24 protein-coding genes and 1 pseudogene are annotated in these 26,877 nt (G+C 57.8%); 6 read left to right on the plus strand and 19 right to left on the minus strand.

From position 1 onward, the window contains the following. Positions 1–422: 422 nt before the first annotated feature. Entirely contained in the window at positions 423–1,640 is a 1,218-nt protein-coding gene (locus tag A9Q02_RS19865; protein ID WP_097654816.1) for an MFS transporter, read from the plus strand. A 42-nt stretch (positions 1,641–1,682) separates the two neighbouring features. Here the strand turns inward: A9Q02_RS19865 and A9Q02_RS19870 are convergent, their stop codons facing one another. Then, positions 1,683–3,254, minus strand: a complete 1,572-nt coding sequence (locus A9Q02_RS19870; protein ID WP_097654817.1) for a DEAD/DEAH box helicase — start codon at positions 3,252–3,254, stop codon at positions 1,683–1,685. Between the two features lie 258 nt (positions 3,255–3,512). Between A9Q02_RS19870 and A9Q02_RS19875 the strand changes: the two genes are divergently transcribed. Then, positions 3,513–5,450 (plus strand): diguanylate cyclase, encoded by a 1,938-nt coding sequence (locus tag A9Q02_RS19875; RefSeq protein ID WP_172451194.1) that lies wholly within the window; start codon positions 3,513–3,515, stop codon positions 5,448–5,450. Here the strand turns inward: A9Q02_RS19875 and A9Q02_RS19880 are convergent. The 4 genes from A9Q02_RS19880 to A9Q02_RS19895 form a co-directional block, all read right to left on the minus strand. After that, on the minus strand, positions 5,447–6,829 hold the full coding sequence (locus A9Q02_RS19880; RefSeq protein WP_245860766.1) for a VWA domain-containing protein: 1,383 nt from the start codon (positions 6,827–6,829) through the stop codon (positions 5,447–5,449). The two genes, A9Q02_RS19875 and A9Q02_RS19880, sit on opposite strands and share 4 nt — an antisense overlap. Before the next feature lie 61 nt (positions 6,830–6,890). Beyond that, positions 6,891–7,076: a hypothetical protein gene (locus A9Q02_RS19885; RefSeq protein ID WP_097654819.1), complete on the minus strand. Its 186-nt coding sequence runs from the start codon at positions 7,074–7,076 to the stop codon at positions 6,891–6,893. 491 nt (positions 7,077–7,567) lie between these two features. Next, the gene (selD, locus tag A9Q02_RS19890; RefSeq protein WP_097654820.1) at positions 7,568–8,611 is read right to left on the minus strand and encodes a selenide, water dikinase SelD; all 1,044 of its coding nucleotides are present in this window, start codon (positions 8,609–8,611) and stop codon (positions 7,568–7,570) included. A 149-nt stretch (positions 8,612–8,760) separates the two neighbouring features. Then, complete coding sequence (locus A9Q02_RS19895) at positions 8,761–9,234, minus strand: CBS domain-containing protein (RefSeq protein ID WP_097654821.1); 474 nt, start codon at positions 9,232–9,234, stop codon at positions 8,761–8,763. A gap of 225 nt (positions 9,235–9,459) precedes the next feature. Here A9Q02_RS19895 and A9Q02_RS19900 point away from each other — a divergent pair, with 225 nt between their 5' ends. Together A9Q02_RS19900 and menC are read left to right on the plus strand one after the other, a co-directional pair. After that, positions 9,460–10,491: a glutaminyl-peptide cyclotransferase gene (locus A9Q02_RS19900; protein ID WP_245860767.1), complete on the plus strand. Its 1,032-nt coding sequence runs from the start codon at positions 9,460–9,462 to the stop codon at positions 10,489–10,491. An 8-nt stretch (positions 10,492–10,499) separates the two neighbouring features. Further along, entirely contained in the window at positions 10,500–11,621 is a 1,122-nt protein-coding gene (gene menC / locus A9Q02_RS19905) for an o-succinylbenzoate synthase (protein ID WP_097654822.1), read from the plus strand. Between the two features lie 37 nt (positions 11,622–11,658). Here the strand turns inward: menC and A9Q02_RS19910 are convergent, their stop codons facing one another. From A9Q02_RS19910 to A9Q02_RS19935, 6 genes and pseudogenes are all read right to left on the minus strand, one after another. Then, a complete protein-coding gene (locus A9Q02_RS19910; protein ID WP_097654823.1) occupies positions 11,659–12,414 on the minus strand; it encodes a hypothetical protein in 756 nt (251 codons plus the stop codon). Between the two features lie 12 nt (positions 12,415–12,426). Beyond that, positions 12,427–12,855, minus strand: a pseudogene (locus A9Q02_RS19915) (DsbA family protein); the annotation flags it as partial. Positions 12,856–12,870: 15 nt separating this feature from the next. Further along, positions 12,871–13,203 carry a hypothetical protein gene (locus A9Q02_RS19920; protein WP_097654825.1) on the minus strand — a complete coding sequence of 111 codons (333 nt, stop codon included), beginning with the start codon at positions 13,201–13,203 and terminating at the stop codon, positions 12,871–12,873. A 423-nt stretch (positions 13,204–13,626) separates the two neighbouring features. Next, positions 13,627–13,869, minus strand: a complete 243-nt coding sequence (locus A9Q02_RS19925) for a hypothetical protein (RefSeq protein WP_097654826.1) — start codon at positions 13,867–13,869, stop codon at positions 13,627–13,629. 120 nt (positions 13,870–13,989) lie between these two features. Beyond that, entirely contained in the window at positions 13,990–16,791 is a 2,802-nt protein-coding gene (locus A9Q02_RS19930; RefSeq protein ID WP_097654827.1) for a winged helix-turn-helix domain-containing protein, read from the minus strand. A gap of 300 nt (positions 16,792–17,091) precedes the next feature. Then, positions 17,092–18,810: a bifunctional sulfate adenylyltransferase/adenylylsulfate kinase gene (locus A9Q02_RS19935; protein WP_097654828.1), complete on the minus strand. Its 1,719-nt coding sequence runs from the start codon at positions 18,808–18,810 to the stop codon at positions 17,092–17,094. A 28-nt stretch (positions 18,811–18,838) separates the two neighbouring features. Between A9Q02_RS19935 and A9Q02_RS24440 the strand changes: the two genes are divergently transcribed. Next, a complete protein-coding gene (locus tag A9Q02_RS24440; protein ID WP_172451196.1) occupies positions 18,839–18,997 on the plus strand; it encodes a hypothetical protein in 159 nt (52 codons plus the stop codon). 74 nt (positions 18,998–19,071) lie between these two features. On the opposite strand, the gene A9Q02_RS19940 is transcribed toward A9Q02_RS24440, so the two are convergent. From A9Q02_RS19940 to A9Q02_RS19975, 8 genes are all read right to left on the minus strand, one after another. Beyond that, positions 19,072–20,193, minus strand: coding sequence for a nucleotidyltransferase family protein (locus A9Q02_RS19940; RefSeq protein WP_097654829.1), 1,122 nt, complete (start codon positions 20,191–20,193; stop codon positions 19,072–19,074). Next, complete coding sequence (locus A9Q02_RS19945) at positions 20,190–20,903, minus strand: glycosyltransferase family 2 protein (protein ID WP_097654830.1); 714 nt, start codon at positions 20,901–20,903, stop codon at positions 20,190–20,192. The genes A9Q02_RS19940 and A9Q02_RS19945 overlap by 4 nt, the downstream gene beginning before the upstream one ends. A 225-nt stretch (positions 20,904–21,128) precedes the next feature. Continuing rightward, positions 21,129–21,803: a class I SAM-dependent methyltransferase gene (locus A9Q02_RS19950; protein ID WP_097654831.1), complete on the minus strand. Its 675-nt coding sequence runs from the start codon at positions 21,801–21,803 to the stop codon at positions 21,129–21,131. A gap of 43 nt (positions 21,804–21,846) precedes the next feature. Continuing rightward, a complete protein-coding gene (locus A9Q02_RS19955) occupies positions 21,847–22,530 on the minus strand; it encodes a glycosyltransferase family 2 protein (RefSeq protein WP_172451198.1) in 684 nt (227 codons plus the stop codon). Next, on the minus strand, positions 22,527–23,345 hold the full coding sequence (locus A9Q02_RS19960; protein WP_172451200.1) for an NAD-dependent epimerase/dehydratase family protein: 819 nt from the start codon (positions 23,343–23,345) through the stop codon (positions 22,527–22,529). Before A9Q02_RS19960 ends, A9Q02_RS19955 begins: the two co-directional genes overlap by 4 nt. Continuing rightward, on the minus strand, positions 23,342–24,055 hold the full coding sequence (locus A9Q02_RS19965) for a glycosyltransferase family 2 protein (RefSeq protein ID WP_172451202.1): 714 nt from the start codon (positions 24,053–24,055) through the stop codon (positions 23,342–23,344). The genes A9Q02_RS19960 and A9Q02_RS19965 overlap by 4 nt, the downstream gene beginning before the upstream one ends. Before the next feature lie 14 nt (positions 24,056–24,069). Then, positions 24,070–25,086, minus strand: a complete 1,017-nt coding sequence (locus tag A9Q02_RS19970) for a sulfotransferase family 2 domain-containing protein (protein WP_097654835.1) — start codon at positions 25,084–25,086, stop codon at positions 24,070–24,072. After that, complete coding sequence (locus A9Q02_RS19975) at positions 25,083–26,147, minus strand: GNAT family N-acetyltransferase (protein WP_097654836.1); 1,065 nt, start codon at positions 26,145–26,147, stop codon at positions 25,083–25,085. The genes A9Q02_RS19970 and A9Q02_RS19975 overlap by 4 nt, the downstream gene beginning before the upstream one ends. Positions 26,148–26,285: 138 nt before the next feature. Between A9Q02_RS19975 and A9Q02_RS24445 the strand changes: the two genes are divergently transcribed. Further along, on the plus strand, positions 26,286–26,459 hold the full coding sequence (locus A9Q02_RS24445; protein WP_172451204.1) for a hypothetical protein: 174 nt from the start codon (positions 26,286–26,288) through the stop codon (positions 26,457–26,459). The last annotated feature ends 418 nt before the right edge of the window (positions 26,460–26,877 follow it).

The raw sequence follows: 26,877 nt of genomic DNA on the forward strand, positions 1-26,877 counted from the left end.
CCGGGGCGGGGCACCCGCCAGGGGTGCCCGTACCGGGGCGGGGCACCCGCCAGGGGTGCCCGTACCGGGGCGGGGCAAGGCCGCATCCGGTGTAGGGGCACCCCTGGCGGGTGCCCTTGCGGGTGCCTTGGCGGGGTGCCTACACGGAAGATGCAATCGCCCTGGCATAGTTTGTCACCCTGAGTACGAAATGGCCCGTAGGCCATTTCGTACTCAGCATGACATGCCTGGGCGCGAGGGCGGGACGCCCTCGCGCCCAGGAGAAGTGTGAACAGTTAACAGCCAGCGAAGCTGGCTGGCAGTCCAAGTAAGAATCAGCCTCTAGGCTGATCTTGGATTAGTCAAAAATATGTTATAGTCATCCACGGGGCGGCGTAGCCCTTGTTTTGTTGTCGGTAGTAGCAAAAAGGGAAAGCGCATTTATGGCTCCGATCGTCACGTCGGCTCATGTGGCTCGCATTAGCCCCCCTGTGTGGCGGATTCTCTTTCACAGTGTGCTCTTTGGTCTCGCCCTCAACATTGCCGACCTGCTCTTCAATTTTTATCTGGTCAGCCTTGGCTATGGGCCTGACACGGCCGGTTTGCTCTCGACGGTAAGTCGTGGCGCAGGCATGCTCTTTGGGGTTCCGCTGGGACTACTGATTGATCGTTTTGGAGCCCAACGCGCCATTATTGCCGCCCTAGCGACCTATTGTCTCGGCTGGATCTTTATGTTGCAGGCAACCGCGCTCTGGGCATTGATTGCGACGCAGTTTATCATCGGGGCTTCGTTCTTGATGGCGACGATGGCGGTAACGCCCTTGCTGGCGAGTGTGACCTTTGATCGCGAACGGACAAATGCGTTTGGTCTGAATGCCTCGGCTACGTTGATGATCGGCCTCGTGGGCAGTGTCCTCGGTGGGATGTTGCCCACTCTGGCGGCGGGATTGCTTGGGGTAGGGCCACAGGAGACTGCCGCGTACCGGCTCGCCCTGAGTGTGGTGATCGGCTTGAGTCTGCTTGCGATGTTGCCGCTGTTGCGCCCACTGCCGCTAGCCGAGGAACGTCACGAAGGCGACCTTGATGTGCCGGTTGCGCCGCCTTTGCCCTTGCGCCGGTTACTGCGGTTTGCCCTTGCGGGCCTATTCCTTGGTATTGGGGGCGGGATGATTCTGCCGTTTCAGAACCTCTTCTTTCGTGCGCAATTCGGACTGAGCGATGCAGCGGTTGGGGTGGTGCTTGCGGTGGTCTCGCTCGGGATGGGCATTGGGGCCTTGCTTGGCCCGCCGGTGACAAAGCGCATCGGCTTGCGGCGTGGGGCCGCCCTGTTGCGGATCTGGGCTATCGCCGGCATGTTGATGATGCTTGCCCCGGTGTTACTATTTGCCGTGGTCGGCTTCTTTTTGCGCGGGCTCTTTATTTCGGCCAGTTTCCCGATGAATGACGCCCTGGTGATGCGCTACACGCCAATCAACCAGCGTGGCATGGCAGCGAGTTTGCTCAATGTGCTGTGGGCGGGAGGATGGGCGCTTGCGGCGGTGATCAGCGGGTTCATCCAGGTGCAGTGGGGCTTTACCCCGATCATCATCCTGACGGTGCTGGCCTATCTGCTTTCGGGGGTGACGATTCTGACCTTGCGGATTCCCGACGAGGATGGCTAGAAGATGTTCGCGCCTTCCTGGAAGGTGCGAACACCTTAGCAACTACCCGCGTGGTTTGGCGAACGAGACGCGCACCGGCTTGCCGCGCAGGCTGACGCCCCCGAGGCCGCGGACGACGCGGGGTGCGTGTTCGCTTGGCACCTCGACGAAGGCGAAACGATCATAGATGTCAATTGAGCCGATCTGCCGTCCAGGAATGCCAATCTCATTGGCGATAGCACCAACGATGTCAGCGGGTCGAACGCGATCAAGCCTACCGACATCAAGAAAGAGCCTCGTCATCCCTGGTTCGGTACCTGCCCCATCACCCTCGACCGACACCAGCGTATCTTCCTGTTCGGCCTCGTTGAGGAGCAACTTGAACGCTGCGGCGGCAAGATCGGTCACTTCGTGGCTCTCGGCCATCTCTTCGACCATCAACACATAGGGGTCGAGGCTCCCAGTGGTGAGCACCTCGCGGAGCGCCTCGCGGAAAGCCTCGCGGCGGCGTGCGGCAACATCGGCCAGCGAGGGCAATTTCATCCGCAGAATCCGCGAACGAGTTGTCCGTTCAATGGTCTGGATCTGGCGGCGTTCACGCGGGGTGATCAGCGAAATCGCGAGCCCGGTGCGTCCAGCACGCCCGGTACGCCCAATGCGGTGGACATAACTCTCGGGGTCACCGGGGACATCGTAATTAATCACGTGGGTCACATCGGCAATATCGAGCCCACGGGCGGCCACATCGGTGGCGACAAGCAACTCAGCCTGGCCCTCACGAAACCGCTTCATCACTCGCTCGCGCATCGCCTGACTCAGATCACCGTGAATGACCTCGGCCAGATACCCACGGCCCTGGAGACTCTCGCCCAGGTGGTCGGCCTCGGCGCGGGTGCGACAGAAGATCATCGCTGAACCGGGCGTCTCTACATCAAGCACCCGACAGAGCGCATCAAGCTTTTCGCGGGGCAAGACTTCGTAGTAGACCTGTTTGGTACGAGGCGCGGTCAGGGTTTCGCTGACGACACTGATGCGTTGCGGCTCACGGGTATAGCGCAGGGCGAGATCGAGCACGCTGGCGGGCATCGTCGCGGAAAAGAGGGCCGTCTGACGTTCGGCAGGGGTCTGCTGCAAAATATATTCAATATCTTCGGCAAAACCCATATCGAGCATCTCATCAGCCTCATCAAGCACAACGACACTGATGTTATCAAGCGCCAGGGTGCCACGGCGCATATGATCCATAATGCGCCCGGGGGTACCAACGATGATCTGTACGCCGCGACTGAGGGCACGGAGCTGGCGTTCGATGGGTTGACCGCCATAGACTGGTGCCACGCGAACCTCGGCGTGCTTTCCATAGCGGAAGAACGCCTCGGCGACCTGCATCGCCAGTTCACGCGTCGGGGTTAAAATAAGCGCTTGGGGCACCTTTTCGGGTTTGATGCGGGCAATAATCGGCAGCGCAAAGGCGGCGGTTTTGCCTGTTCCGGTCTGGGCGTGAGCAATCACATCACGTCCTGACATCACGACCGGAATGGCTTGTTCTTGGATGGGGGTCGGCTCATCATAGCCGAGTTCATGGATGGCTGTGAGTTGTTCTTCACTCAGCCCAAGGTCACTAAAGATTGCCATAGCTTGTATATGTCCTGTAGAAGAGCTATTTCATGACAAGAAACCAGGCTTTGCTGCACTGGCATAGACTGCTATTATACCATTAGGTGAGGATTCGTGGGGCGTCGCCCCACGAATCCTCACCTAGTGGGAGAAACAGTACGGGCGTGCATGTTTGGGGGGCAACGTGAAACACCTGACTGATGGACTACAGAAATTGGTAACGACAATGTGGTATGCTATAAAGGAGCGCTAGTTAGTTCGTATGTAGAGTTACGTATGACACGTCCAGTCCAGATTTTGATCGCCGACGACGATCCCTCCATTCTGCTCCTGCTCCGTGAGACGTTGCAGGATGCGGGATACGAAGTGCGTACTGCGAGTAATGGTGATGAATTGGTACGTATGGCGCAGGAGGATCCTCCTGATCTGATGCTCATTGATTTAATGATGCCATTAATGGATGGCTTTGAAGCGATTCGGCAGTTGCGCAATGATACGCGCACGTCGCATCTGCCAATGCTTATTTTGACTGCGCGGAGTGCCTCTTCCGAAGTGGTGGTTGGCTTTGACTCGGGCGCTGATGATTATATTGTCAAGCCGTATGATCTTGAAATCCTGTTAGCCCGGATTCGCAGGCATTTGCGGCGGGCGGCCACGTTGCCAGTCCATAATCCGCTGACTGGTCTGCCAGGCAATATTTTGTTAATCGCTGAGTTGGAACGGCAAATGCAACAAGGTGTTGCGTTTGCCTTGCTCTATGTTGATCTCGACAACTTCAAGGCCTTCAATGATGTGTATGGCTTTGCCCGTGGTGATCGTGCGATCCATCTGCTCGCCAGCGTCTTGACCGAAGTTGCGCCCCACGAAGACTTCCTTGGCCATATTGGTGGTGACGATTTTGCGTTGATCCACTATGGTGGGCGCGGAGAAGCGTTGTGCCAGCGCATTATTAATGCCTTTGATGCGCGAGTCCGCGAATTGTATGATGCGGTCGATTTGCAACGGGGCTATTTACGTAGTGTTGACCGTCAGGGGGTTCCGCGTCAATTTGGGATGCTCAGCCTTTCGATCGCGGTGGTCAATAATAGTGGTCAGCGCTTTGCGAGTGTTGATGCGATGAGCAGAGTTGCGGCCGAGTTGAAACATGCGGCCAAACATATTTCGGGTAATAGTTATGTGATTGATCAGCGGGTTGCGCATCAGGCGGCCTCTCTCGAGCGCCGTGGGGGGCGTCGGCCTGCCGCACTTTTGATCTGTGGGCGTGACTTGCTCCGTGACTCGATAAGCACTAGTCTGCGTCATCAAGGCTATCGCCCGTTGATCGCCGCCGATGTGATTGCGGCTCAGGGCTTGCTGGCGCGCACGCCTGACCCTGTCTTGATGATTGCCGATATGGCTGACGAGCAAGCATGGACGATCTGGAAGCAGTGTCCCGAAGGTACGCCCTTGATCGCGCTGGTCTTTCATCAGGCTGAGGCGCATGAGGCCCTCGCCCGTGGGGCAATGGTAACGCTCGAGATGAATGATAATCTGGTCGGGTTTATCGATCAACTTATGCTCCATCTCCCTCCAGTAACGGTACACGGCCCTGGTTCGGGCACGAGCATGATGTTTGAAGCGCTAACCGAGCGTAAGCGTGATCTTGAGCGCGAGGCCAACGAGGATGGCCTCACGTTACTGACGAATCATTGGTATGCCAGTCGCCGTGGCCTCGAGTTCCTTGCACAGATGCATCGGCAAGGCCGGTTGCTAACGGTGATTATGGCCGATCTTGACCAGTTTAAACTGGTCAACGATCAGTGGGGGCACCTGGTGGGCAATGCTGTCTTGCGCACCGTCGCGGATATTATGCGCGATGCTTCGCAGTCGTCTGATCTTGTGGCGCGCTATGGCGGTGAAGAATTCTTGCTTTTGCTGCCAGATACGTCACTTGAAGATGGGCGTGCTTGCGCTGAAGAGATTCGGGTTGCCGTCGAAGAGTACAACTGGCAGGCGCTGCATCCGCAGATGAACATCACGTTGAGCCTGGGCGTGGTTGAGGCGTCGGCGTGGTTGAATATCACGTTGCCCTCTTCCGAGCGCCACGATGGTGATCATGCCCTTGATGCGGCCATGCTTGAGGAGGAATTCGAGCAGGTCGTTGCCGAGGCCGATCGTCGTTTGCATATGGCGAAGGCTGCCGGACGCAATTGTGTGGTCAGTACGGAAGCCTAAGTTTCATACTCACCCAGACGTCGCGTGGCATAGGTTAAGGCCCGGGCTCCTGCGCCACTATCCTGCCCGGTCGTCGCAAGCAGCGCCGCTTCATGCTGACATGCTTCGGCAAGCTCGGTTTCTCCCAGATCGACGAAGCGTCTAGCTGCTGCGTGCAAGAGTTGGGCTGCCCCGGCATGATCGCCCACCGTCATCGCTGCCGCAGCACGGCGTTGCAGGCGCACGGCGCTGGCGCGTCCGGCGGCATCAAGGATGGCTGGAAGGGGCGTGTGACGAGCATACTGCGCAACAAGGTTCGTCGCAACATGCGCGCTGCCACTCTGTGCAGTCAGGGTCGCGAGGCGTACCCGTGCGCCTTCGACGGGTGGGCGGAGGGGCGCTGGTGGGGCAACAAACTCGAACAGTAAGCGTACAGGCTTGCCACGTTCAAGGTCGCCGAGGTGGAGCAGGATGCGTCGTTGCGTCGGATCTTCTTCCCACTCTAGGGGGGCCAGGCTTGGACTGAGCCGGGTCACGTAGCGCAAGACGGTGCCCTGAGGTATATGGGTCAAGGTGAGTTGCAGCGAGCGCGCGACGACTTGGCGGGCGGCTTCCAATTCAGCCGCCACTGCGGCGGGGATCGCATCGGCCTGACGCACATAGACTGCCCGACCGCCGCTGAGATCGGCGATACGGGTCAGCAGTTCATCCTGAAACTCGCCACCGAGCCCAAGGGTACTGACACTGATGCCACGGGCGGCAGCTTCGCGAGCGAGGGTTACACACGCCTCGCCATCACGGGTGAAGCCGTCGGTCAAGAGCATCATCCGGCTTACCCCATTGCGATGTTGTCCAATCTGGGCGAGTGCGAGGCGCATGCTGGCGGCCAGATCGGTTGTTTCGCCGGGATCAAGGCTGGCAAGCCGCGACGCCCCCGCAAGAAGCGAAGCACGTTCGGCCCCATTGGTTGCTACGAGCAACAGCGCCTGTTCCGTCGAAGCAATCAGGGCGATCTGATCCGCCCGATCGAGGCGTTCAACAATGCTATGCAGCGCACGCACCGTATGATCGAGTGCGCTCGGTGCCGAGGCACGGATCGCCTCGGGCACCGAGGTGGTCAATTGCCAGACGGGTACCCCATCAACGAGAACTTCTTCGGCCCCACCGGCCCGCACGAGATCGCGAAACTGCGCCTCACTCACAATCGGGATGCGCATCGAACGACTGGCATCAGCCACGACGGCCCAGTTGACCGGCATGGCGGCACCACCGGCATCAGCTGCAATCGTCACGATCGCATAGCCAACCTGCACCCCGGTGGAAGGGTGCAGGGGCATTTCAAGTGGGAGGATGTGGATGCTTACGCTCACGCGTTGATTATAGCGTAGCTTGTTCTGCACGACAAAAGGCCAACTTTGTTGGCGTTTTGTCGTGTGCCCTCATAGTGGGTGGGGTTGATCTTTAGACCCCGAAGCTGGCAAAGAGGCGATCAAGCGCGAAGCTAACCGTGGCAACTGTGCTGACGGTAATCAGCACCGCAATGGTTTTGGCGACACCATCCGAAAGATTTCCCAAAATACCACGGGTCTCCAGAGTTTCGTTGCGCTCACTCGCCTTCTTCATGCTACTTGAATTTGTTGCTTCCATACGTCATTGTATCCTTATGCTTTATACGTGGCTAATACCAGCTAATACCAATTCCGCTTGAAGGTGCCGCATTGTCATGCTGAGTACTACATGGCCGACGGGCCAGTGATGCCGTGAGCAACCAGGGTTTTGCCTATGCCCGCCCTTGTCACCCCAAACCCTTCGACTGCGCTCAGGGTTCACTCCGTGAGGGGTTTTCCATGCCGATCAGGGCAGATTCCTCACTGCGCCTGCGGCTCCGTTCGGAATGACCGTGGAGCCGTTGCGCTCCGCGCATAAGGTTTTGTTGCTTAGGAGCGCAGCGAAGCATCTGTGCCGTCGGGACGCCCAAGACCCTTCGCTTCGCTCAGGGTGACAATGCGGCCTACTCAACGATAAATGGTATAAAAGGGGAACAAAGCTTTGCGTCTAGACATGAGCATAGCGAAGTGTGGCTGTCTCAGCGAGAGGAGTTTGCCACTCATATAGGGGAAAAACTCCCTGATATGGAATTAGCGAAGTTCGATACCCGGCGTGGCGACGACCTCGCCGATGGCCCAGCATGGCTCGCCGTGCGTTGCACAACTAGCCTGGAGTTCTGCGGCGGCAGCAGGAGGCAGGGCGATCAACAGGCCGCCCGAGGTCTGTGGGTCAAAGAGGATCAGGCGGATAGCTTCTTCGATCGAGGCACTGTAGTGTACGTAGCCTTCACCTTCGAGGTACTCGCGATTGCGCCGTAAGCCACCGGGGACATACCCCTGGCGAGCGGCTTCGAGGGCCCCGGGGAGAAGAGGGAGTTGCGCCGTTTCGATGCGCAAGCCAACCGCGCTGCGCCGGGCAATTTCGGCGGCGTGCCCGAGCAAGCCGTAGCCGGTAATATCGGTCGCGGCATGGACTTCAACCGTAGCACTCAATTCAGCGGCACGGCGATTGAGTCGGAGCATGCTGGCAACGGCGGCTTCGAGGTGCTCGGCTGGCGCGGCCCCGCGTTTCAGCGCGGTGGTAATGAGACCAGTGCCGAGTGGTTTGGTCAACAAGAGGCGGTCGCCGGGGCGCGCACCGACTTTCGCGGTAATGCGCGCCGGATCAACGAGACCAGTGACACAGAGGCCGTATTTTGGCTCACGGTCAACCACGGTATGGCCGCCAGCAACGACGGCGCCTGCCTCGGCAGCCTTATCGGCCCCGCCTTGCAAGATCGCTGCGGCGATCGCCGGGTCGAGATCGTCGGGGAAGGCCGCAATGGCGAGCGCAAGGATCGGCCGACCGCCCATCGCATAGATATCGCTGAGTGCATTGGCCGCCGCGATGGCCCCGAAGGTGTAGGGGTCGTCAACAATTGGCGGAAAAAAGTCCACCGTCTGGACAAGCGCCGTCTGCGCATCGAGTTGATAGACGGCCGCATCGTCACTGACGGCCAGCCCGATCAGCAGATTGGGACTCGCTGGCAGTTGCAGGGTTGCTAACAGTTTAGAAAGGGCACCCGGCCCCAACTTTGACGCTCAGCCAGCGCTGCTTGCCAGACTGGTGAGGCGTATCTGCTCACGTTGATCCATGTGACAAAACCTGGGAAACCTTGTTGACAGCCTCTAAGAGGGCTGACCCGTGTTGACGCCAAGGCGCAAAGCTACGCATAAAGATAGATCATATCTTAGCGTCTTTGCGCCTTTGCGTCAAAAAACGATCGCCCGTACAACGGATACTGTCAGGCAAGATGATTATCGAGTTGCTGCACGAGTGTTTCGAAGAGATCGCTTTCGGTGATGATGCCAATGACGCGGCCTTGATCATCAACGACTGGCAAGCCACCGATCTTATTTTCGATCATCAGCATCGCAGCTTCGCGAATGCCTGTTTCGGGGGTGATGGCGATCGGATCTTCGGTCATGATCTCGTACACTTTGACATGGCGCAAGGCGTGCGCGATGTCGAGGGGGTCAAGCCCGGCGACGCGCATGACATCGGCACCGCGAATATCGCCCTGGGTGATCATACCACGAAGTTCGCCGGTATCAACCACTACGGGGAGGCGCCGTACATCGTGCTCGCGCATCAAGGCAAGGGCATCACTGAGTGGTGCGGCAATGTTGAGGGTGATGGCCGGTGTACGCATATAGTAGCGTACCTCGTATTCGGCTGGAACGTGGTGAGATGCGTTTTTGGTTGTTGTATAACCCATAGCGTGCCTCCTTTGGCTCGCGGCAGTCTGCCAAGGTCTCCACCATAATTATTGACATGAACTGTGCATCTCATGGTAGCCTGGATCGCTCTGATTGCAGGGCAAGATGTGCATACGTGGGGTGATAATTTGTCAACTCGAGGTGCTATGGGTGTGGTGAGATATGGTATGATGCGGCAGATGAAGGATTGTTATAGCTTCAAAGATTGGTCAGGATACGTTTTGGTGAAACGTCGATCGCTCCTGCGACAATGCTTTGCTTTGTTTGTGGTCGTGCTCCTTGCGGCTGGTTGCACGACGACCGCTGAGGAGGCGGTGCTTGCGCAGCCGCCAACCGTGCTTGCTGTTCCTTCCGCTGTCGTATCGCCAGTGCCAACCCGCGAGGGGGGGCTGTTGATCCTGCCCGATGCCGGGCCGATCAATCGGACGGCCCAGGTGCTGCCTGATGTGATCCGTCGCAGCGGGGCACCGGTGGTTGAGGTGGTGGTCGTGGCGACCTATCCCCATGATCCCGAAGCCTTTACGCAGGGGTTGGTCTACCATGGTGACGACCGTTTCTACGAGAGTACGGGGCTGTATGGGGCTTCGACCTTGCGTGAAGTGGCGCTTGATGGGACGCAGGTGCGCGAGCCGCATATGCTTGAGTCAAACTATTTTGCCGAGGGGATTGCGCTTGTGGGCGACCTGATCTTCCAGTTGACCTGGCAAGAGCGCACCGGTTTTGTCTATGACCGCGCTGATTTTCGTGAGGTAGATCGCTTTCGTTATCCGCCTCAGGGCCGACCTCTTCCGCTAGAAGGGTGGGGCTTGACCTTTGATGGGACGCACCTGATCATGAGCGATGGCACGGCCAATCTCTATTTTATTGACCCTGAGGCAACCTTGCAGACGGGTGAACTCACGGTGGTTGATCAGGTTGAGGTGTATGATCGCCTTGGTCTGGTGCCGCGCCTCAATGAACTCGAATATATTGAAGGCGATGTGTATGCCAATATCTGGTTTTCTGATTTGATCGCACGGATCGATCCGAAGACCGGGCAAGTCAAAGCCTATCTTGACCTCAGCGAGTTGCGCGACCTGTTGCCCGCGAATCCGCCGGGCCTGCGATCGCCTGAAGTGTTGAATGGCATCGCCTATGATGCCGAAGGCAAGCGCCTCTTTGTGACGGGGAAACTCTGGCCGCAACTGTTCCAGATCGAGCCGTTGTGGCGTGTCCATATGCCGTATGTGCAGGGTCGTTTAGATGGGAGTTTGTAGGTTACCGTATGAAGATTGAGCAGATTGAGCTTCGGCGGATTGCGTTACCGTATGTGGCCCCTTTTGAGACGAGTGGCTGGCGTGAATTGGCGAGCCATGCGTTGTTGGTGCGGGTGGAGGCCGATGGAGTCGTCGGGTGGGGCGAGTCACCAGTCGGAATTGGCCCTTGGTATAACGAGGAGACGAGCAGTACCGCCTGGGTGATGGCCCAGGAGCATCTGGCCCCAATGTTGCTAGCGTCTGAATTGAATCGGCCCGAGGACGTGGCGGCGGTCTATGCTCGCGTGCGCGGCAATCGCATGGCCTGTGCTGGTTTTGAGTTTGCGGTGTGGGATCTCTTTGGGCGGGCCACCGGGCAGAGCCTGCGGTCGATGCTGGGGGGGCAACGTGAGCGCGTCGAGGTGGGGGTCAGTGTGGGGGTTCAACCCGATCTTGATACGCTGCTGCGCGTGGTCGGCGACTATGTTGCGGCGGGCTATCAGCGGGTCAAACTGAAGATCAAGCCGGGCTGGGATCTTGAGCCGACGCGGCTTGTGCGTGAGACCTGGCCTGATCTGCGGTTGCAAGTTGATGCGAATAGCATCTATACGCTTGATCACGCGGCGCACCTAGCGAAACTCGATGCGTACGATCTGCTCTTGATCGAGCAACCGCTGGCCCACGATGACATTGTTGATCATGCCAAGTTGCAGCGCATCGTGCAGACGCCGATCTGTCTTGATGAGAGCATTGTCTCGCCTGATCACGCCCGCTGGGCGCTTGAGTTGCGGGCGTGTGGGGTGATCAATATCAAGCCGAGTCGGGTTGGAGGGTTGCACGCAGCGCGTCAGATCCACGACATGGCGGCAGCGGCTGGCGTGCCGGTCTGGTGCGGCGGCATGCTCGAAACGGGCATTGGTCGGGCGGCGAATGTCGCGCTGGCGAGCCTGCCAAACTTCACCTTGCCGGGGGATATCAGTGCCAGTGCGCGCTACTTTGCCCGTGACATTGTCACCAATCCCTTTGTGCTCAATGCCGATAGCACCCTGACAGTACCTGATGCACCAGGATCTGGGGCCGACATCGATGTCGATTTTCTTGACCAAGTCACGGTAGAGAAGGTGATTCTTCGTGGCAGGCTGGCGGGCTGACGCCCGCCAGCCTGCCACGGGGGTGCGGGCCTGCGATTTATGGGACGATGGGGGTGGGTGGGGCGGGGATGTCGCAGGCGAGGCGGCGGACGAGGTCGCGCCCGTCGCGTTCGCGGATTTCGACGATGTGAGTGCCTGGCCGCTCGTCACCGATCTTCAGGTTGAGCGTGTACCGTCCGTCGGCCCGTGAGAAGCCCCCGCCAACCGGGCGGCTGTTGAAGTAGAGCAGCAGCGCCGTATTGGGCTCGGCTTCGCCCGTCAACTCGACGGTGGACTGGGCAAAGCAGGTCAGGGTCTCGATTCCATCAGGGAGACTAGTGGGCGTGATGGTGGCAAGCCCGCCATTGGGGGTTCCGGTCGCTGTAGGCGTTGAGGTCAACGTCGCCGTTGCCGTTGCGTTGCCGTTGTTGGCCGGGGTTGTGGTTGGTGTGTTCGTTCGGGTTGGCGTGGCCGAGGGTTCATTCATTGTACCCCCGCCCGCCCCTCCATTCGGAGTTGCAGTTCTGGTAGGCGTATTAGTGCGTGCGGTTGTTTGCGTACCCAGACTTTCCGCGGTTTGGGTAAGAGGGTATGCGATTGCGGTTTGGGTTCGACTCGTATCCTGGGTCGACTGCAACGCTACCTGAGTAGCGAGACAATTGGTCAGGGGCTCATTAGGATAGGCCGGGTCGGGGCAGATCTTCTGCTGCTGAGCGGTAAGCCTCTCGGAAAGCGGGCCACTCATCATTAGCAGTAGCACGATCACACCAGTCACAATGAGGCTCAGTGGCAAGAAGAGATTGTTGCGTTGCATCGAGGTCTGCTCCTAACTTCCTGAAGCCTGGGCAATCAGATCTTGAAAGACGTTGAAGGGTTGGGCACCAATCAGGGTGCGTTCGCCGAGGCGAAAGACCGGGCGTGAACGAATGCCGTCGGCGGTGGCAGCGTCGTGATCGGCGCGGACGGCAGCGCGATGCGTTGCGGCGTCGAGGCAGGCGTTGAGTTGGACAAGGTCAACGTTGGCGTCAGCGGCGGCGGCGGCGAGTTCCTGCTCGGTGTCAAAGAGGATCTGATTGTAGCGTGCATAGATTGCCTGGCGCATTGGCCAGAACTTGCCCTGGTCGGCGGCGCATTCACTGGCTTCGGCAAGCCGCAGCGAGCGATCCCCAAGCTGGACGAGATGGCGATAGACCAATTTCACGGTTCCCGTCTTGATATACTGCTCGATCAGTTGTGGCTCGGTCTCCAACACGTGGAGTGCACAGGCCGTTCAGAGAAAATCGGAAAACATCTCCAGGGTCACCGGGGCCTCAGGATCACCAAGCACATGATAGCCTTCGGCGGTACGACTTTCGGCGATGGTGGCCGGTGGGGCGACGGTGGCGGTTGGTGGCACAGGTAGGTCAGTTGGTAGAGGCGGGAGCGTTGGTGTGGCGGCAACCTCGGGGGTTGGCAACGCTGGCGTCGCAGTTGGCGCAGCGGTAGCGACGGCGAGCGTTGGCGGCACTGCGGTTGGCGACGGTGTCACAACGACAGACCCGCCGCAGCCGACGAGCAGCAGCGCCCACACTACGAGCAGCATTGGTATTCGATAGGCCATCATTTGCCCTGCCTCTCTATGATCCTGGCACGTATACTGTACCACAGGCGGGGAGGAGCAACAAGGTTACGCTGAAAATGGGGGAACTTGGTTCCCCCATTTTCAGCGTAACCCTGGTGAGCTATAAGGGTTCCGCATTTTCAGCGTAGCCCTGGTGAGCTATAAGGGTTCCGCATTTTCAGCGTAACCCTGGTGAGCTATAAGGGTTCCGCATTTTCAGCGTAACCCTGGTGAGCTATAAGGGTTCCGCATTTTCAGCGTAACCCTGGTGAGCTATAAGGGTTCCGCATTTTCAGCGTAACCCTGGTGAGCTATAAGGGTTCCGCATTTTCAGCGTAACCCTGGTGAGCTATAAGGGTTCCCCCATTTTCAGCGTAACCCTGGTGAGCTATAAGGGTTCCGCGGGCGCGGGCGGGCGCTTCGCCCCTACGACGGGCCATTTGGTGGCAGGTAGCGGACTTGCACAATCTGATAGCCCCACATGGCAAGGCGGTTCAAGACGCCGAGCATGGCGGCTTGATCGGGCAAATAACCTGTAAGGGTGCTGATCGTACCGCTTTCGGTCTCGGTGTAGGTCAGTTGCAGTTGTAATTCGGCTTGCCAGTGCGATTCAACCTTGCCTCGGATCTGGATAACATATGTTGCATCACGATCAGCAACAAGACACATATGTTTTTGTCCTAATGTACGTTACTAACTCCTAAGAACCCATTCTCCTGGGGTAAAGTTAGTATAATGGGATCAATGCTTCAATACATCACATAAAATGAAGTAGAAGGTGGAACCCGTTCATTCAGGGGGCAACATGCCAAGGGCGCGGGCGGCGGCAACGGCTTCACGGCGACTGCTCACGCCGAGCTTGCTGTAGATGGTGCTGGTATGTTTGCGGACCGTATTGGGGGCAATGATCAGATGATCGGCAATCTCTTTGCTGGACCAGCGGGCGGCAAGCAGGGCGAGGATCTCAGTTTCGCGGCGCGTGAGGACTTCGGGGCGATCAAGGGGCGGCGTCGTCATCGGCGCAGATTCAGCAATGATGCCTGATCGTTCTGCGGCCATCATGATGCGCTTGAGATAGTCTGGGGCAACCCCGCGCTGGGCCAAGGTGTTGAGCAACGGCACAAGCAGGGGGCCGAAATCGACAAAGCTGCGGATCATGGCCCGTGGCTCGGCCAGTTGGATGGCTTGCTGGAGTGCAGCGAGGGCGGCTTGGGTCTGGTGGCGCGCTTGATGCAACAGAGCCTGTACCGTCAGGACAAGGATCGCAACGCGGGTGCTGTGGTTGGTCAGCACATGGTGCTGGGCTTGCTCAAGCAGCGCAGCGGCCTGGTGGTGTTCGTCAGCGCTGCCAGCCACAATGAACGCAACGATCTGCGTCAACTGGGGAAACGCGAACGAGACACTCAAGCCAAAATGAGGGTTGGGCTGGATCTGGCGTGCCAGAGCGAGCGCGGTTGCATGATCGTGGCGCAAAAGGGCGAGGCGAACACTACATCCGAGGGCTTGATTGCGAAACGCGACGCTGCCCTCTTCAATCGCAAAAGCATGCGCCTCTTGTTCATAGCTTGCCGCCTCGGCATGCAAGCCTTGCACGGCGGCAATCACGGCCAGGCCAATCACGGCATTGAGATACATAATTGGATTGGCCTGATATTTTAAGCGCACAAGCTGGGAAAAATAATCGGCAGCCTGGGCCAGATCCGCACGTTCATAGGCCTCAAAGCCGAGGGAAATCAGGCCATAGGAGATCCAGGTGGATGCCACCATGCCATGCTCTTCAACAACCTGGAGCAAGCGCTGGGCGTCGCGCCTGAGCGCTGAAAACTCACCAGCCAGGTAATGCATGCCACAGAGGGCCGAGAGGCGGCCGACGGTCAACCATGGTGAGCGGGGATCAACGTGCTTTGGCTGGAGTGATGCGATGATCTGCTGGCCTTCGCCATAGCGATTGGTCGCAATATACGCGAGGCCAAGGTAGATCAGCGCTTGGCGAACCACGGTAAAGGCCGAGCCATGGTGCGCAGCGTGTTCCAGCAATTGGCATGCCTCGGTTGTCCTCCCTTGCCAGTAGCACAAAATTCCCTTGAGGTTATCGCGGTCGGCGAGAAAGGTCGGCCAGGGCAGGATGGTCTCGTCTGGTGATGTTGCAGCGAGTTGGGCATCAATCTGCTCTAACCCTGTGGCGAGTTGAGCCAGGTTCAGATTGATGGAACCTTTGCGGGCGGTGAGAAAGGTGAGCCCGGGGCGTTGTGCGATCAACGTCGGTGGCAAGAGATTCAGCAGGCGCGGCGGCATCCAGACTTGGAATTGTTGGATGATCGCCGCGTTGAAATGTTGCTCGATCACGTCGGCGGCCCCAGGCTCGTCACCAGCAGCGAGAAAATGGGTAATCGCCTCTTCGAGCGCATCATTGCGGGCAAACCAGTGGGCGGCTTGGCGGTGCAAAGCGCGCACACCATCTTCGCCGCTTGCCAGATGCAAGCGACGCAGCAAGAGATCGCGAAAGAGGGGATGAAAGCGATACCAGCGCTGCTCGTGGTCGAGCGGGGCCAGGAACAGGTTGGCCTGTACCAACTGCTCAATCTGCTCGGCCATCCAGAGGTGGCCGGGATCGGCGGTGCTGGTCTGTTTGCCTGCAAGCGATGGGCTTCCTGATCGCCCAGTCTCTTTGCGTCCGTTAGCTCCGCTAAAGGCATCTGCTGGCGCAAGGCCGACCAGCGTAGCCCCAAGATGCGCACAGAAACGGCTTGGTAGGGCAAGGCGCAACAAGATCTGCTGCACTTCGTCGGTCTGTTGCGCCAACACTTCATCGGCCAGATATTCGGCAATCTGGCGATTCGCTTTGACGGGCAGGTGATCATAGCCGGTGCGCTCAAATTGACTGAGGGCCGCCATTTGCAGTGCAATCGCCCACCCTTCGGTCTGCTGCAGCACCAGGTTCAGGGCCTGATGGCTAGGCATGTGCCCGGTCATCTTCACCAGAAACGTCTCGGCCTCGGCCTTGGTAAAACGCAGATCATCGGCACGGATCTCGGTGACTTCGTGCTCGGCTTGTAAACGTCCGAGCGGCAGCGGCGGATCAGTCCGGCTGATCAACACGACCGAACACTGAGGCGGGAGGTTGCGCACGAGATAGGCTACCGTCTGATGCACGGCCTCGGACGTAATTACATGATAATCATCAAGCACCAGGATCAGTGGTGTCGAGAGTTGGCTAAGGTCAACCAGTAGTGCGCGGAGCATGACATAGAGCGGTGACGCCGAGGTTTTGAGCAGCGCAACGGTTGAGGCGCATGCATCAGAAAGAACCCTGGTCACGGCACCGACGAGATAGGCCAGGAAATGAGGGCCATCCTGATCGTGTTCATCGAGGGTGACCCATGCCACCGCAGGTTGTTGGGGGGAGCGACGGGTGAGCCACTGGGCTACGAGGGTTGACTTGCCAAAGCCTGCCGGTGCAACGACCAGGGTGAGGCGCGTGGAGGGGTGTGGCCCCAGACGTGCGAGCAGATCGGTGCGCAGAACAAGCGTATCACGCAACTGCGGCATGGTCAATTTTGTAGGCACGAGCAAGGGCAGTGCGTATGTCAACCTATCCTCCAGTCAGACCTAACCGACACGTAGATCAGTATACGTCACCTTGTCATTGGCAAGCAAGAGGAAGGTTGTTTATTGCTAGGGCGATTGCATCTTCCGTGTATGCACCCCGCCAAAGCACCCGCAAGGGCACCCGCAAGGGGTGCCCGTACACCGGATTCGGCCCCCGCCCCGGTACAGGCACCCCTTGCGGGTGCCCCGTTGTATCCGATTTCGTATGATGCAATCGCCCTGTGTTTATTGCTTGGATGGAACCTCCGCCAGCTTTGCTGGCGGAGGTTCCATCCAAGCAATTTAGTTGTTTTCGGAAGCAAGAAAAGATCGATTTTCGAGGTAATTGATGATCATGCGGGCGTTTTCTTCGGGGGTTGTATCAACGGTGGTGAGCCGAAGTTCGGGGTCAAGCGGCGGTTCGTAGGGGTCGTCGATGCCGGTGAAACCTTTGAGTTCACCGCGACGCGCTTTGAGATAGAGGCCTTTGGTATCACGGGCCTCGCAGACATCAAGCGGTGTATCAACAAAGATTTCGATGAACTGGCCTTCATTGATCATATGGCGACACTCGTTACGCGTGGTGCGATAGGGACTGATGGCGGCGCAGATGACGACGCCGCCCGCTTTGACGACTTCACCGGCGACAAAGCCAATGCGCAGGATGTTCGTGTCACGGTCTTCCTGCGAAAAGCCTAAGCCTTTTGAGAGATGGGTCCGCACGACATCGCCGTCAAGCACGGTCGGAATACGTCCCTGTTCCTGGAGCAGAATGGTGAGGATCGAGGCAATCGTTGATTTGCCGGCGCCACTCAGCCCGGTGAACCAGAGGCAGAAGCCCTGTTGGAAACGGGGCGGGTGGCGTTGCCGCAGGATTTCGGCGGTCTCGGGGCGGGTAAACCATGTCGGCAGCAAACGCCCCTGGGCCAGATACTCGTCGCGCACCTCGGTTCCCGAGAGATTGGCGATTTCGGCGTTGGCCGGGATCTCGTCGCGGGTGACATATCGCTGGTGAGTTTTGAGGTAGACCAGTTCGGTGAAGGGCACCATCGTGACGCCGAGCTCTTCCTGGTGGGTAGCGAGCAGATCCTGGGCAGCGTAGGGGCCATAAAAGGGTTGCCCTTGGCTATCGTTGCCAGGGCCGGCGTGGTCGCGCCCGACGATGAAATGGGTTGCGCCATAGTTGCGCCGGATCAACGCATGCCAGACTGCCTCGCGGGGGCCGGCCATGCGCATCGCGAGGGGCAGCAGGCTGAGCAGCGTCTTGCTGGGGTCGAAATAGTTTTCGACGACGGCTTTATAGATGCGCACCCGCGTAAAGTGATCCACATCGCCTGGCCGGGTCAAGCCGACAACGGGATGGATCAAGAGTGCGCCCTCAACCTGCTGAGCTGCCCGACGGATCATCTCTTCGTGAGCGCGATGGAGGGGATTGCGGGTCTGGAAGGCGACGACCCGCGGATGCCCGAGGTCGGCGAGCAGACGGCGCACCTGAGCGGGCGTACGGCGCAACTCGACAAAGTCGAAATAGGTTGGCAACGCCAGCACCTTGAGCGCACCACTGGCATAGAATTTGCCCCAGCGCGTCATCTCGGCCACCAGCGGATGGCGCGGATCGGTTGTGCCGAGCACCTGGCGCATCTCGGCCTCGGGGTCATAGGCAAAGACCTCTTCGAGATCCATGATCGCGAGGGGGGTATGGTACGCATCGCGCAGCACCACGCGGTCGGTGCCGGTGGGTGGGGCTTCGAGGGGGAGCATGATCGGCATCGGCCAGAGCGTGCCGTCAGCCAGGCGCATCTCGGCACAGACGCGTTCATAATCAGCGCGGCCCAGAAAGCGCGTCAACGGCGAAAAACCACCGCACGCGAGCAACTCGAGATCGCAGACACTTCTTGGTGACAGTTGGATACTCGGCAGGTGGGCGGCTTCTTCCAGCAAGATTTGGCGTTCTTCAGGCGAGGCGATCACATTGGCGAGGTGACCGCCATAGGGCGGGATCTGAGGATCAGGCAGGTTCATCTGGGTCTTCCATTTATCACAGGTTTTTATGCTGACGGCTTATTATAGCAGCACGGCGGCGGGGGGCACGGCGGTGCCGTGCCCCTACGGGCGGGCGGGGGGCACGGCGGCGGCGGCACGGCGGGGCACGGCGGTGCCGTGCCCCCACGGGCGGCGGGGCACGGCGGCGGCGGGGCGGCGGCTGTAGGGGCACGGCTTGCCCGTGCCCTTCCTTCCATGGGGCACGGCTATTAGTAGAGGCACGGCACCGCCGTGCCTCTACTAATAGCCGTGCGGCAGCGGGAGGCGTGTGGTGAGGCGCTGGAGGCTGCGTTTGAGCGTTGCGCGAAGGGTGTCGGTTGCCAGGCGGGTACGCAGGTAGGCGTAGAGATGGCCTGGATGCGGGGCAAGGTGCTGCATGGCGGCGGTTTGTTGAAAGATGGCGTAGTTGAGTTGGATGCGTTGCCGGGCTGTGCGTTCCCAGGGAGGGATCAGATCGAGGTGCCACAGCGCACGGGCGTAGGGTGGCACGTCGATCAGCGCGAGTTCTGCCAGAATGGGCGCGGGTACATCAGTCACGCCGAGTGCGCGCATGGTTGCAAGCTGTTCGTGGAGCATGAAGGCAAGCTGGCTCTGGGCTGCCATGGCAACAAGCCGGGACCAATCGATGGGGGAACGGGCGATGAGCCGAGTGGCATCCACCAGCGGGATCAATTCCAGGGCGGGGCCGGTGGTTAGCGCCTGCAACAACTGATCGGTCGGATCCAGGGTCTGCGCCTGCAAGGAGGCATGGGCCAGAGGGACGGCCCGCTCAAACCATTGGCTGCCCCATGCAGCAAGGGGGGCATAGGGCAAAGCGTGCCAGCAGAGGCGTACCTGATCGACGTGCTGATTGGCGGTTGGCCTGCTGAAGAGATAGCCTGCCTGCCAGCGCACGAAGCGCTCGTTGGTGAGGCTCGCGGTCGGAGGGGAAGGCTGCCAGCCTGCCGCGCTCAACGTCTGGATCGCCGTACCCCGATCTTCGGTGGGCACCAGCACCTGCGGCACCCCAATCGGGCGGAGCGCCTGCGTATCATAGACCGTGAGTGCCAAGGCCGCCGGGCCAAGCAACAACGCCGACTGACCGACGGCATCGAACACCTGCCAAACATCACTAGCCGCCCTGATCGCCCGCTGATTGGCATACCAGACCCGCCGATAGATGCCCTTGATCCGCGGGAGCCACGGATGCTTGGGGGCGATGCGCTGGAGCTGCGGAACAATCAACGGAAGCAAGTGAAACTGACCAGGCTCTAACCGATTAAGCTCCGTTGTTGCCAACCAGGTCTGCACAGCCTGGGGATACGTCTCCTCTGGGCGCAACACTGCGTGCAGCAAAGCCTGGGTTGATGGCGAGAGGTTCATGGTGTACCAATGTCTGTTGATCCTGAAGATTGACGGCGTTTGCGCAGCAGCGATTGCCGCATCACCACAAACCACTCACGGCGGAACTGCTCGCGCTGGATCGCGTTATTGGCCTCGTGAATGCGTTTGTGCAGCAGAACCTCCTCAACCACATCAGATGGCACCTGCATATCCTGAGCGCGGGCAAACCAATCTACCTCGAAAGCCACAGCAAAAGCAGGATCAAACAGACCAACGCGATCGAAGACCTCACGCCGGGCCAGCATCGTGCCTGGGAAACGCCCCTCGATCCCCTGGGCAAAGCCTTCTTCCCGAAAACCGGGACGTGGAGGACACCCAGGATCATAAAACAAGCGCAACAGAGTCGTCGTATACATCAGGTGCGGCTGGGCCTGCATCGCGGCGAGTTGCACCTGCAACTTGTTTGGTGTCCACAGGTCATCGGCATCAAGAAAAGCGACAAACTCGCCAGAGGCTTGCCGAAGGGCCAGATTGCGCGCATTGGCAATGCCCAGGTCTGGCTGGAGCAGATAGCGAACGCCTGGAAAAGCCTGGGCAAGCTGAGCCGTGCGATCCGTGGACTGACCGTCAATCACAAGGATTTCGTCGGGCAGGCGAATTTGTTGCGCAAGGCTTTGCAAAGCCTCGGCCAGAAAGCGTTCGCCGTTACGGACGACGACGATGGCGGTGATAGTCGTTATGTGAGCCATAGAGAAAAAGTCTGGTTAATGGCCTGATAAAATCAGAGCTATTCAGCGACACGTTTGCGCAGGACAGATTGCCTGAGCGCTGACATAATCCATCGGTTCATTTCACGATAATATAGGCAACCGGCTTCTGTTGGAGCAATTCCACCAGCAAATGTGATGGAACATCCCCATGCTACACCATCCTGCCGAGTCATACTGGTCATCCACTTTGTGCGATATGCTGAATTAGAATTCACAGTACCAATCCCAAGCGCGATTATCGACTGCTGTCTTAATAAATCCACCGACTCGGAGGACAGGAGATTTCATCATACGCCGAATACGGATCGTGCGGTGGTTTTCATATACGGTCGGTAACGGCAAGGGTTTATAGCCTGGGTAATTAGCAATATAGGCCAATAGTTTTTGGATAGAAGGCATTGGGATGTCATCAAACAGAACGATACCACCCACTTTCAACATGCGGTTGATATAGAAAAAATCAAGCAAAGCGTGATCAAAGGTATGATAGCCATCAATAAGAGCGAAATCTAGCTGCCTACCTTGTGCTAGAAGTTGAGGCAGGCAAATCTCCGAAGGCTGTTCATGGAAAGTAAAACGATCCTGAAAACCAGCTTGCCTCAAATGGTGTATCCCACACCCTGACCAATCCCTTTGTTGATAGGGATCAACAATGTCATAAACGACACCATTCCAATCCTGAATTGCGTCGCAGATAAAGAGGGACGAGATTCCATACGCCATCCCTACTTCCAAGAGATGCTTAGGATCTCTTTCAGCAATCCACGTTTGGATCACTTCACCTTCTAACCTCTCAATATGAGAATGCAGAGGCAGTGATGGCCCTGTTGGAGGGTAGATACATTTTTCGGATAAAATCCGTTCAAGTATTAAGTTCATGGTTTATAATGGTTTACAATGCAGTAAAAAACGAGCTAGATGGTCAGGCATCTGGTTGATTCCGTCGGCGATCCAGACGTTTCTTCAAGGCATATAGCAAGGATTCTGAAACCTTCTGACGACCTAACCATGTATTGCTATCATGCAATCGGTACCGGAGAACGACATTGTTGATAACGGTTTGAGGCAAATTGGCCTCGCGTGAACGCAAAAGCCAGTCTAAATCCTCACTAACTCGCAAACTGATATCAAGCCCCCCCACTTGTTGAAATGCTTCTCGCCGAAAAAGCGCACAGCCTAGGTTCGGGCCATGCCACGGTTCACCGGTATCGACGCATGTCCCGTCTTGTATAGCACATAGCTGCACCAATCCCCATACAACGATTATATCGGTATGTTCGACCAAGTAACTATATTGGTCTGCCAGTTTATGGCAAACCCATAGATCATCTGCATCCAGGAAGGCCAGAAAGTCGCCCTTTGCCAGCCGGATGCCGTGATTGCGCGCTGCAGCCGGCCCTTGATTTTCCTGGTCAACATAACAAATCGGTAGGGGAGACGTACTTGCAAGCCCGGCCACGATCGCCGCCGTGTTATCCGTCGAGCCATCGTCCACCACGATGATCTCATCGGGTGGCAGGGTCTGGTCGAGCACACTCTGGATTGCCTCGGCGAGGAAGCGCTCGCCGTTGTAGACGGGGATGATCACTGAAATACGTTCACTCATCGACGAACTCTCATTTTGAATATACGTCGTTTGATGCGCCCTGCCCATTGACGCAGCAAGATGCGATAATTGCGCTGTGCCAGAGCAAACGCGTCATCCTGCGGCTGATACCCCAGAAGATCTTGTGCTTCGCTGATATCGAAGCGTCGCACCTGGTTGGCTGATAGGCCGTGAAAGATCCCGTAGCGCAGACTGTCTGGGGCTGCGATGCAGCAGGTCAACAGATGCGTCAGGTCTCGTGGAGTAATAATCAGATCTAAATTTGCATCGTCTGGTGCCAATTTGGACGGTTCCTTCAGCCAGCCGATCCGCACACAGAGCACTGACAGACCCTGTTGCGCATACCTATAGCCTAACGCCTCAGCCCAGACCTTCGTAATACCATAGAGGTTCGCTGGTCGCGGTGGCATATCAGTATGCACAACTATCCCCGGCTCATAGCCTAGCACGGCATAGAGGCTACTGGCAAGAATCACCCGACGACAGCCGGCTTCCTGGGCTGCTTGCAGAACATTGTACGTCCCAATAATATTGTTTGGTAGCAGGCTTTCCCAGGGTGCATTGGGGCGCGGATCAGCTGCCAGGTGAACAATGATCTCCTGGCCTTCAAAATGATTGCGGATAGCATCGTAGTGAGCAATATCGGCTTTGACAAAAGCGAGGGCGAGCTTGGCGGGTGGCGGGCGGTGGTCGAGCAGGGTCAGCAGAGGTGGAGTTACCTCGTTTGACCGCTCGACCAGATGGCGGGCCAGCAGCAGGCCGATGCGTCCGCAGCCGCCGGTAATCAGGATGCGTGGCTGAGTTGCGCTGGTCACCCAGATGGCTCCTCTGCTTGCTTGGCAAGCGTACGACGCTGAGCGATCAGCTCACGCAGCATACCAAGATACTCGCGGCGGCCATCCTGCTCGCGGCGGGTCAGGTTATGTGCATGCAGGCGGCGGCGCAGAACCAGGTCGGGCAAGGCAACGTACGACAGATGGAATTGCATTGCCCGTGCCCACCACTCGATAAATTCCCCGTGTCGCCAGCGCTCATCAAAAGGGCCAATACGCTGGAAGGCTGCGCGGCGGATCAGCAATGTGCCAACGTGATGCGTTCCGCCCTGGTTAGCCGAGCGAGCCAGCATCTGATGCTGGTATTCATCCAACTCTGGGCTGATGAAATTCTCCATGCCACCCAGAACTGCTTCGCACGTCGGATCATCCTGCAACACATGCAGCTGGCGGGCCAGCTTATTGGGCAGCCACAGGTCGTCAGCATCGAGGAAGGCCAGCAGATCGCCGGTTGTATGGGCTACGCCCAGATTACGGGCAGCCGCCGGGCCGAGGTTCGCCTGTGTCAGCACGCGCACGGGTGAACCAAACGAGCGAGCGATGGTCGCGCTATTGTCGGTCGAGCCATCGTCCACCACGATGATCTCATCGGGTGGCAGGGTCTGATCGAGCACACTCTGGAGCGCCTCGGCGAGGAAGCGTTCGCCGTTGTAGACGGGGATGATGACGCTGATAGTATTATTTGCAGCCATTCGCAATGCTGTGTTCACGATGATCTCACTGATATCTTGCCCATTTTGCGTTGTTTCTTCCATCGCCGCAGCAACACTGCTAATCCCGGCCAGCGTTGCTTGATCTGGCGTTTGGCTATTGTTGCAGTTGTATGAATTGGCATGCGTAGGTGTGGGGCAATGGAGTACGTACGTGTTTTGCGCCTCTGGTAACGTAACCAATGTTGTTCAAAGATTTCTTCAGCATAGCTATATAGTTCCAGATCATACCGGTTGAGTTCTGTCAAGCGCTCAATCACCTTTAACGGTACGTTGTCACGATAACGCATAGTTGCGTCAGTTCGTTGGGGATTGACATTAGCCCTGGGCATAGTGGCAGGTACAGGAACTCCTAGAAAATCACCAAACATCAGCAGAGATTCAGTATAACGCTCGGTTAGTCCAACGACAGCCATGCGCTCAATCCAGGCCGAAGCATTGGTTTGCAGTAAAGGTAAATCATGCTCATGTATCGTCAGGGGGAGGTTATAGGGTAATAAGAGATCATCAACTTCGCTATCCTGGTTTACCGATGACAGAAAAGCCGCGTAATGCTTGCGGGTGCCAAGGAATCTGACTTGTTCGTTGCTAAGAATGTCAACCAGAAGTTCTTCGTTGAGGCAATTTTGAATCGTTTGGTTAGGTATACCTTGCATTCTTGCTCGATATGAAGCCTTGACCTGGGGCGGATTTCGAACGAGCATCCTTTGCCATTGGCTAAAGCCTGATACAACTCGCTCGATCGGATCTGGGAGCATGGTGATAACGGCCAGATCAGGACGTCCAAGCCAATCGTACATACTCTGACCATGATGCCATACATGATAGCAACGAAAATTTTGGATGTTCTGACCTCTGAAACGAACAATCTGAGGCAGATCAAGATCAAAATAGCCTTTGCCATACGCAGAGCGTAGCCAATGACCCAGGGCAATCCCACCCGTCTTGGGTATGTGCATAAAATAGACAGGTAACTCATCCCAATGCAGATTGTGGCCGGTTTCAAAATTCATCTCGCATATCCTGGAGTGCCTATTGCGAAGCAGGGCTTCCTCATCACCGAGCGGGCATACTTGATCAATGGCCCGAGGTTGCGGCGCAAGCGATAGCGCCGTGTTGGCGGACGCTCTATCAACCAGTTCGTCACCAACTCGCCCCCCAATTGGCTCTTGAAGCGGGTGACCTTATGAGGATAGGGAGCGCCAGTCAGATCAGTTGCAGTATACCCCAACGCCGCCAGGTCTTTGAAGACCATCCAGCGTAAAAAGGGATTCGCCCCGGTGGCGAGGTGCGCTTCATCCGAGGCGGCGCAAACGGTGTGGGTGACCGAATGGGGGCCGGTCAAGACTAACTGGGTTGCCACCGAGCGTCCATCGGGCAGGCGGGCGTGGTAGAGTCGGGCCAGGTTTTGGGTGAGCAGTTGCTGGACATAGGTACGAAAGCAGTCTTCTGGCAGATAGATTGGGGCACTTTTGCGCACATGGATCTGCTGGTGCAGGCGAAAAAAGCTTGCGAAATCGTCGTCAGTGGTGATTGCCAACCCCTGTGCCTGCGCCCGCTTGACCAGGCGGCGTTGGTTCTGATCCATGCGCTCCCAGGTTGCCGATAGGTCGGTGAACTCGACTAGGTAGCTATAGTGTGGCTGCACTTGCCAGTGTGCAGCCTGGAAGGGACGAACATCGGTGATGGGATGGCGAACGTGTAACACCATATGAAAACAGGGAATATTGCGTAGCACTTCAATGAGCGCGGTCAATATACTGAGGTGGCGGGAAGTGCGCTCGGCAGGGTTGCCTGTGGTATACGCTCGCATGACCGGGCCATGATAGGCGAGCAGAGCACGACGGGTAGCCATCTCGCCCCAGCGGCTCGGTCGAAAATAGAGGGGTATCCCGCCCACCAGTTCCTCGCCGTGGAAGACCCCGATGATCGTGAAGCGTCCCTTGGTCGCGCGGCACAAGATCGCTAGATAGTCCGGCAGGGCGAAGATACTTCCTGAGGGTGCCGTGCTGACCAGGGCGTTCCAGCGATCATAGTCGGACGCGGTGAGGATGCGGGTGGTGGTGGTATACATAGCTTTCTCGGTAGGCAGTAGGCAGTAGGCAGTAGGCAGTAGGCAGTAGGCAGTAGGCAGTAGGCATCTGTGCTAGAATGAGGCGAATGCTCGATGTGTGGTTTTTGGGCAATGCTCGCTGAGAGGAGAGGTCACGCAATGACAATCTTGCTTGAAACCGTTACCCTACCCAAGAGCGGTGCATTTCAGATCGATTTTTCGGTTGCTGGCGAAATTGTTGTTTCTGCCGACGATGCCCGTCGTTCGGTTGGCGTCTATGTTGGCACGATGCTTGCCGATCTGCTCCATGCTGAGCACCGATCCTGGTGCTGAAGGATCATGATACGCCCGTGGGCGCAGTTCGGCAATGGGGGCGCTGGGGCTGCTGCGCCCCCATTTTTATGCCGCTCACAGGCATGTTACAATTATTCGCATGAAGTTAGTCGTGTGTAACGTACGTTTGCTGGCGTCGTTGGCCGACCACGAATGGGACCACGAAGAAACGAAGAGCGCCTAGGACTACAGTTGTAGGTTGTGCTTAGCTAGCCTCAGATGGGCCACAAAAGAACACAAATCATCGACCACTTGCTCAGATCAACAATGCAGAACAACAGCAGCAGGCGGCGCAGGTGCGCCGCTGGTACCGCAAGGTATTCAACGATGTCGAAATGGATTGACCTTTGGGAACCCGCCGCAAGCCGCCGCGCTTGAGCGCGTGCGGTTAGGCGGGTTTCTTGCTGGCTTCAGCCAA

This window comes from Candidatus Chloroploca asiatica (assembly GCF_002532075.1).
Classification (GTDB): Bacteria; Chloroflexota; Chloroflexia; order Chloroflexales; family Chloroflexaceae; genus Chloroploca; species Chloroploca asiatica.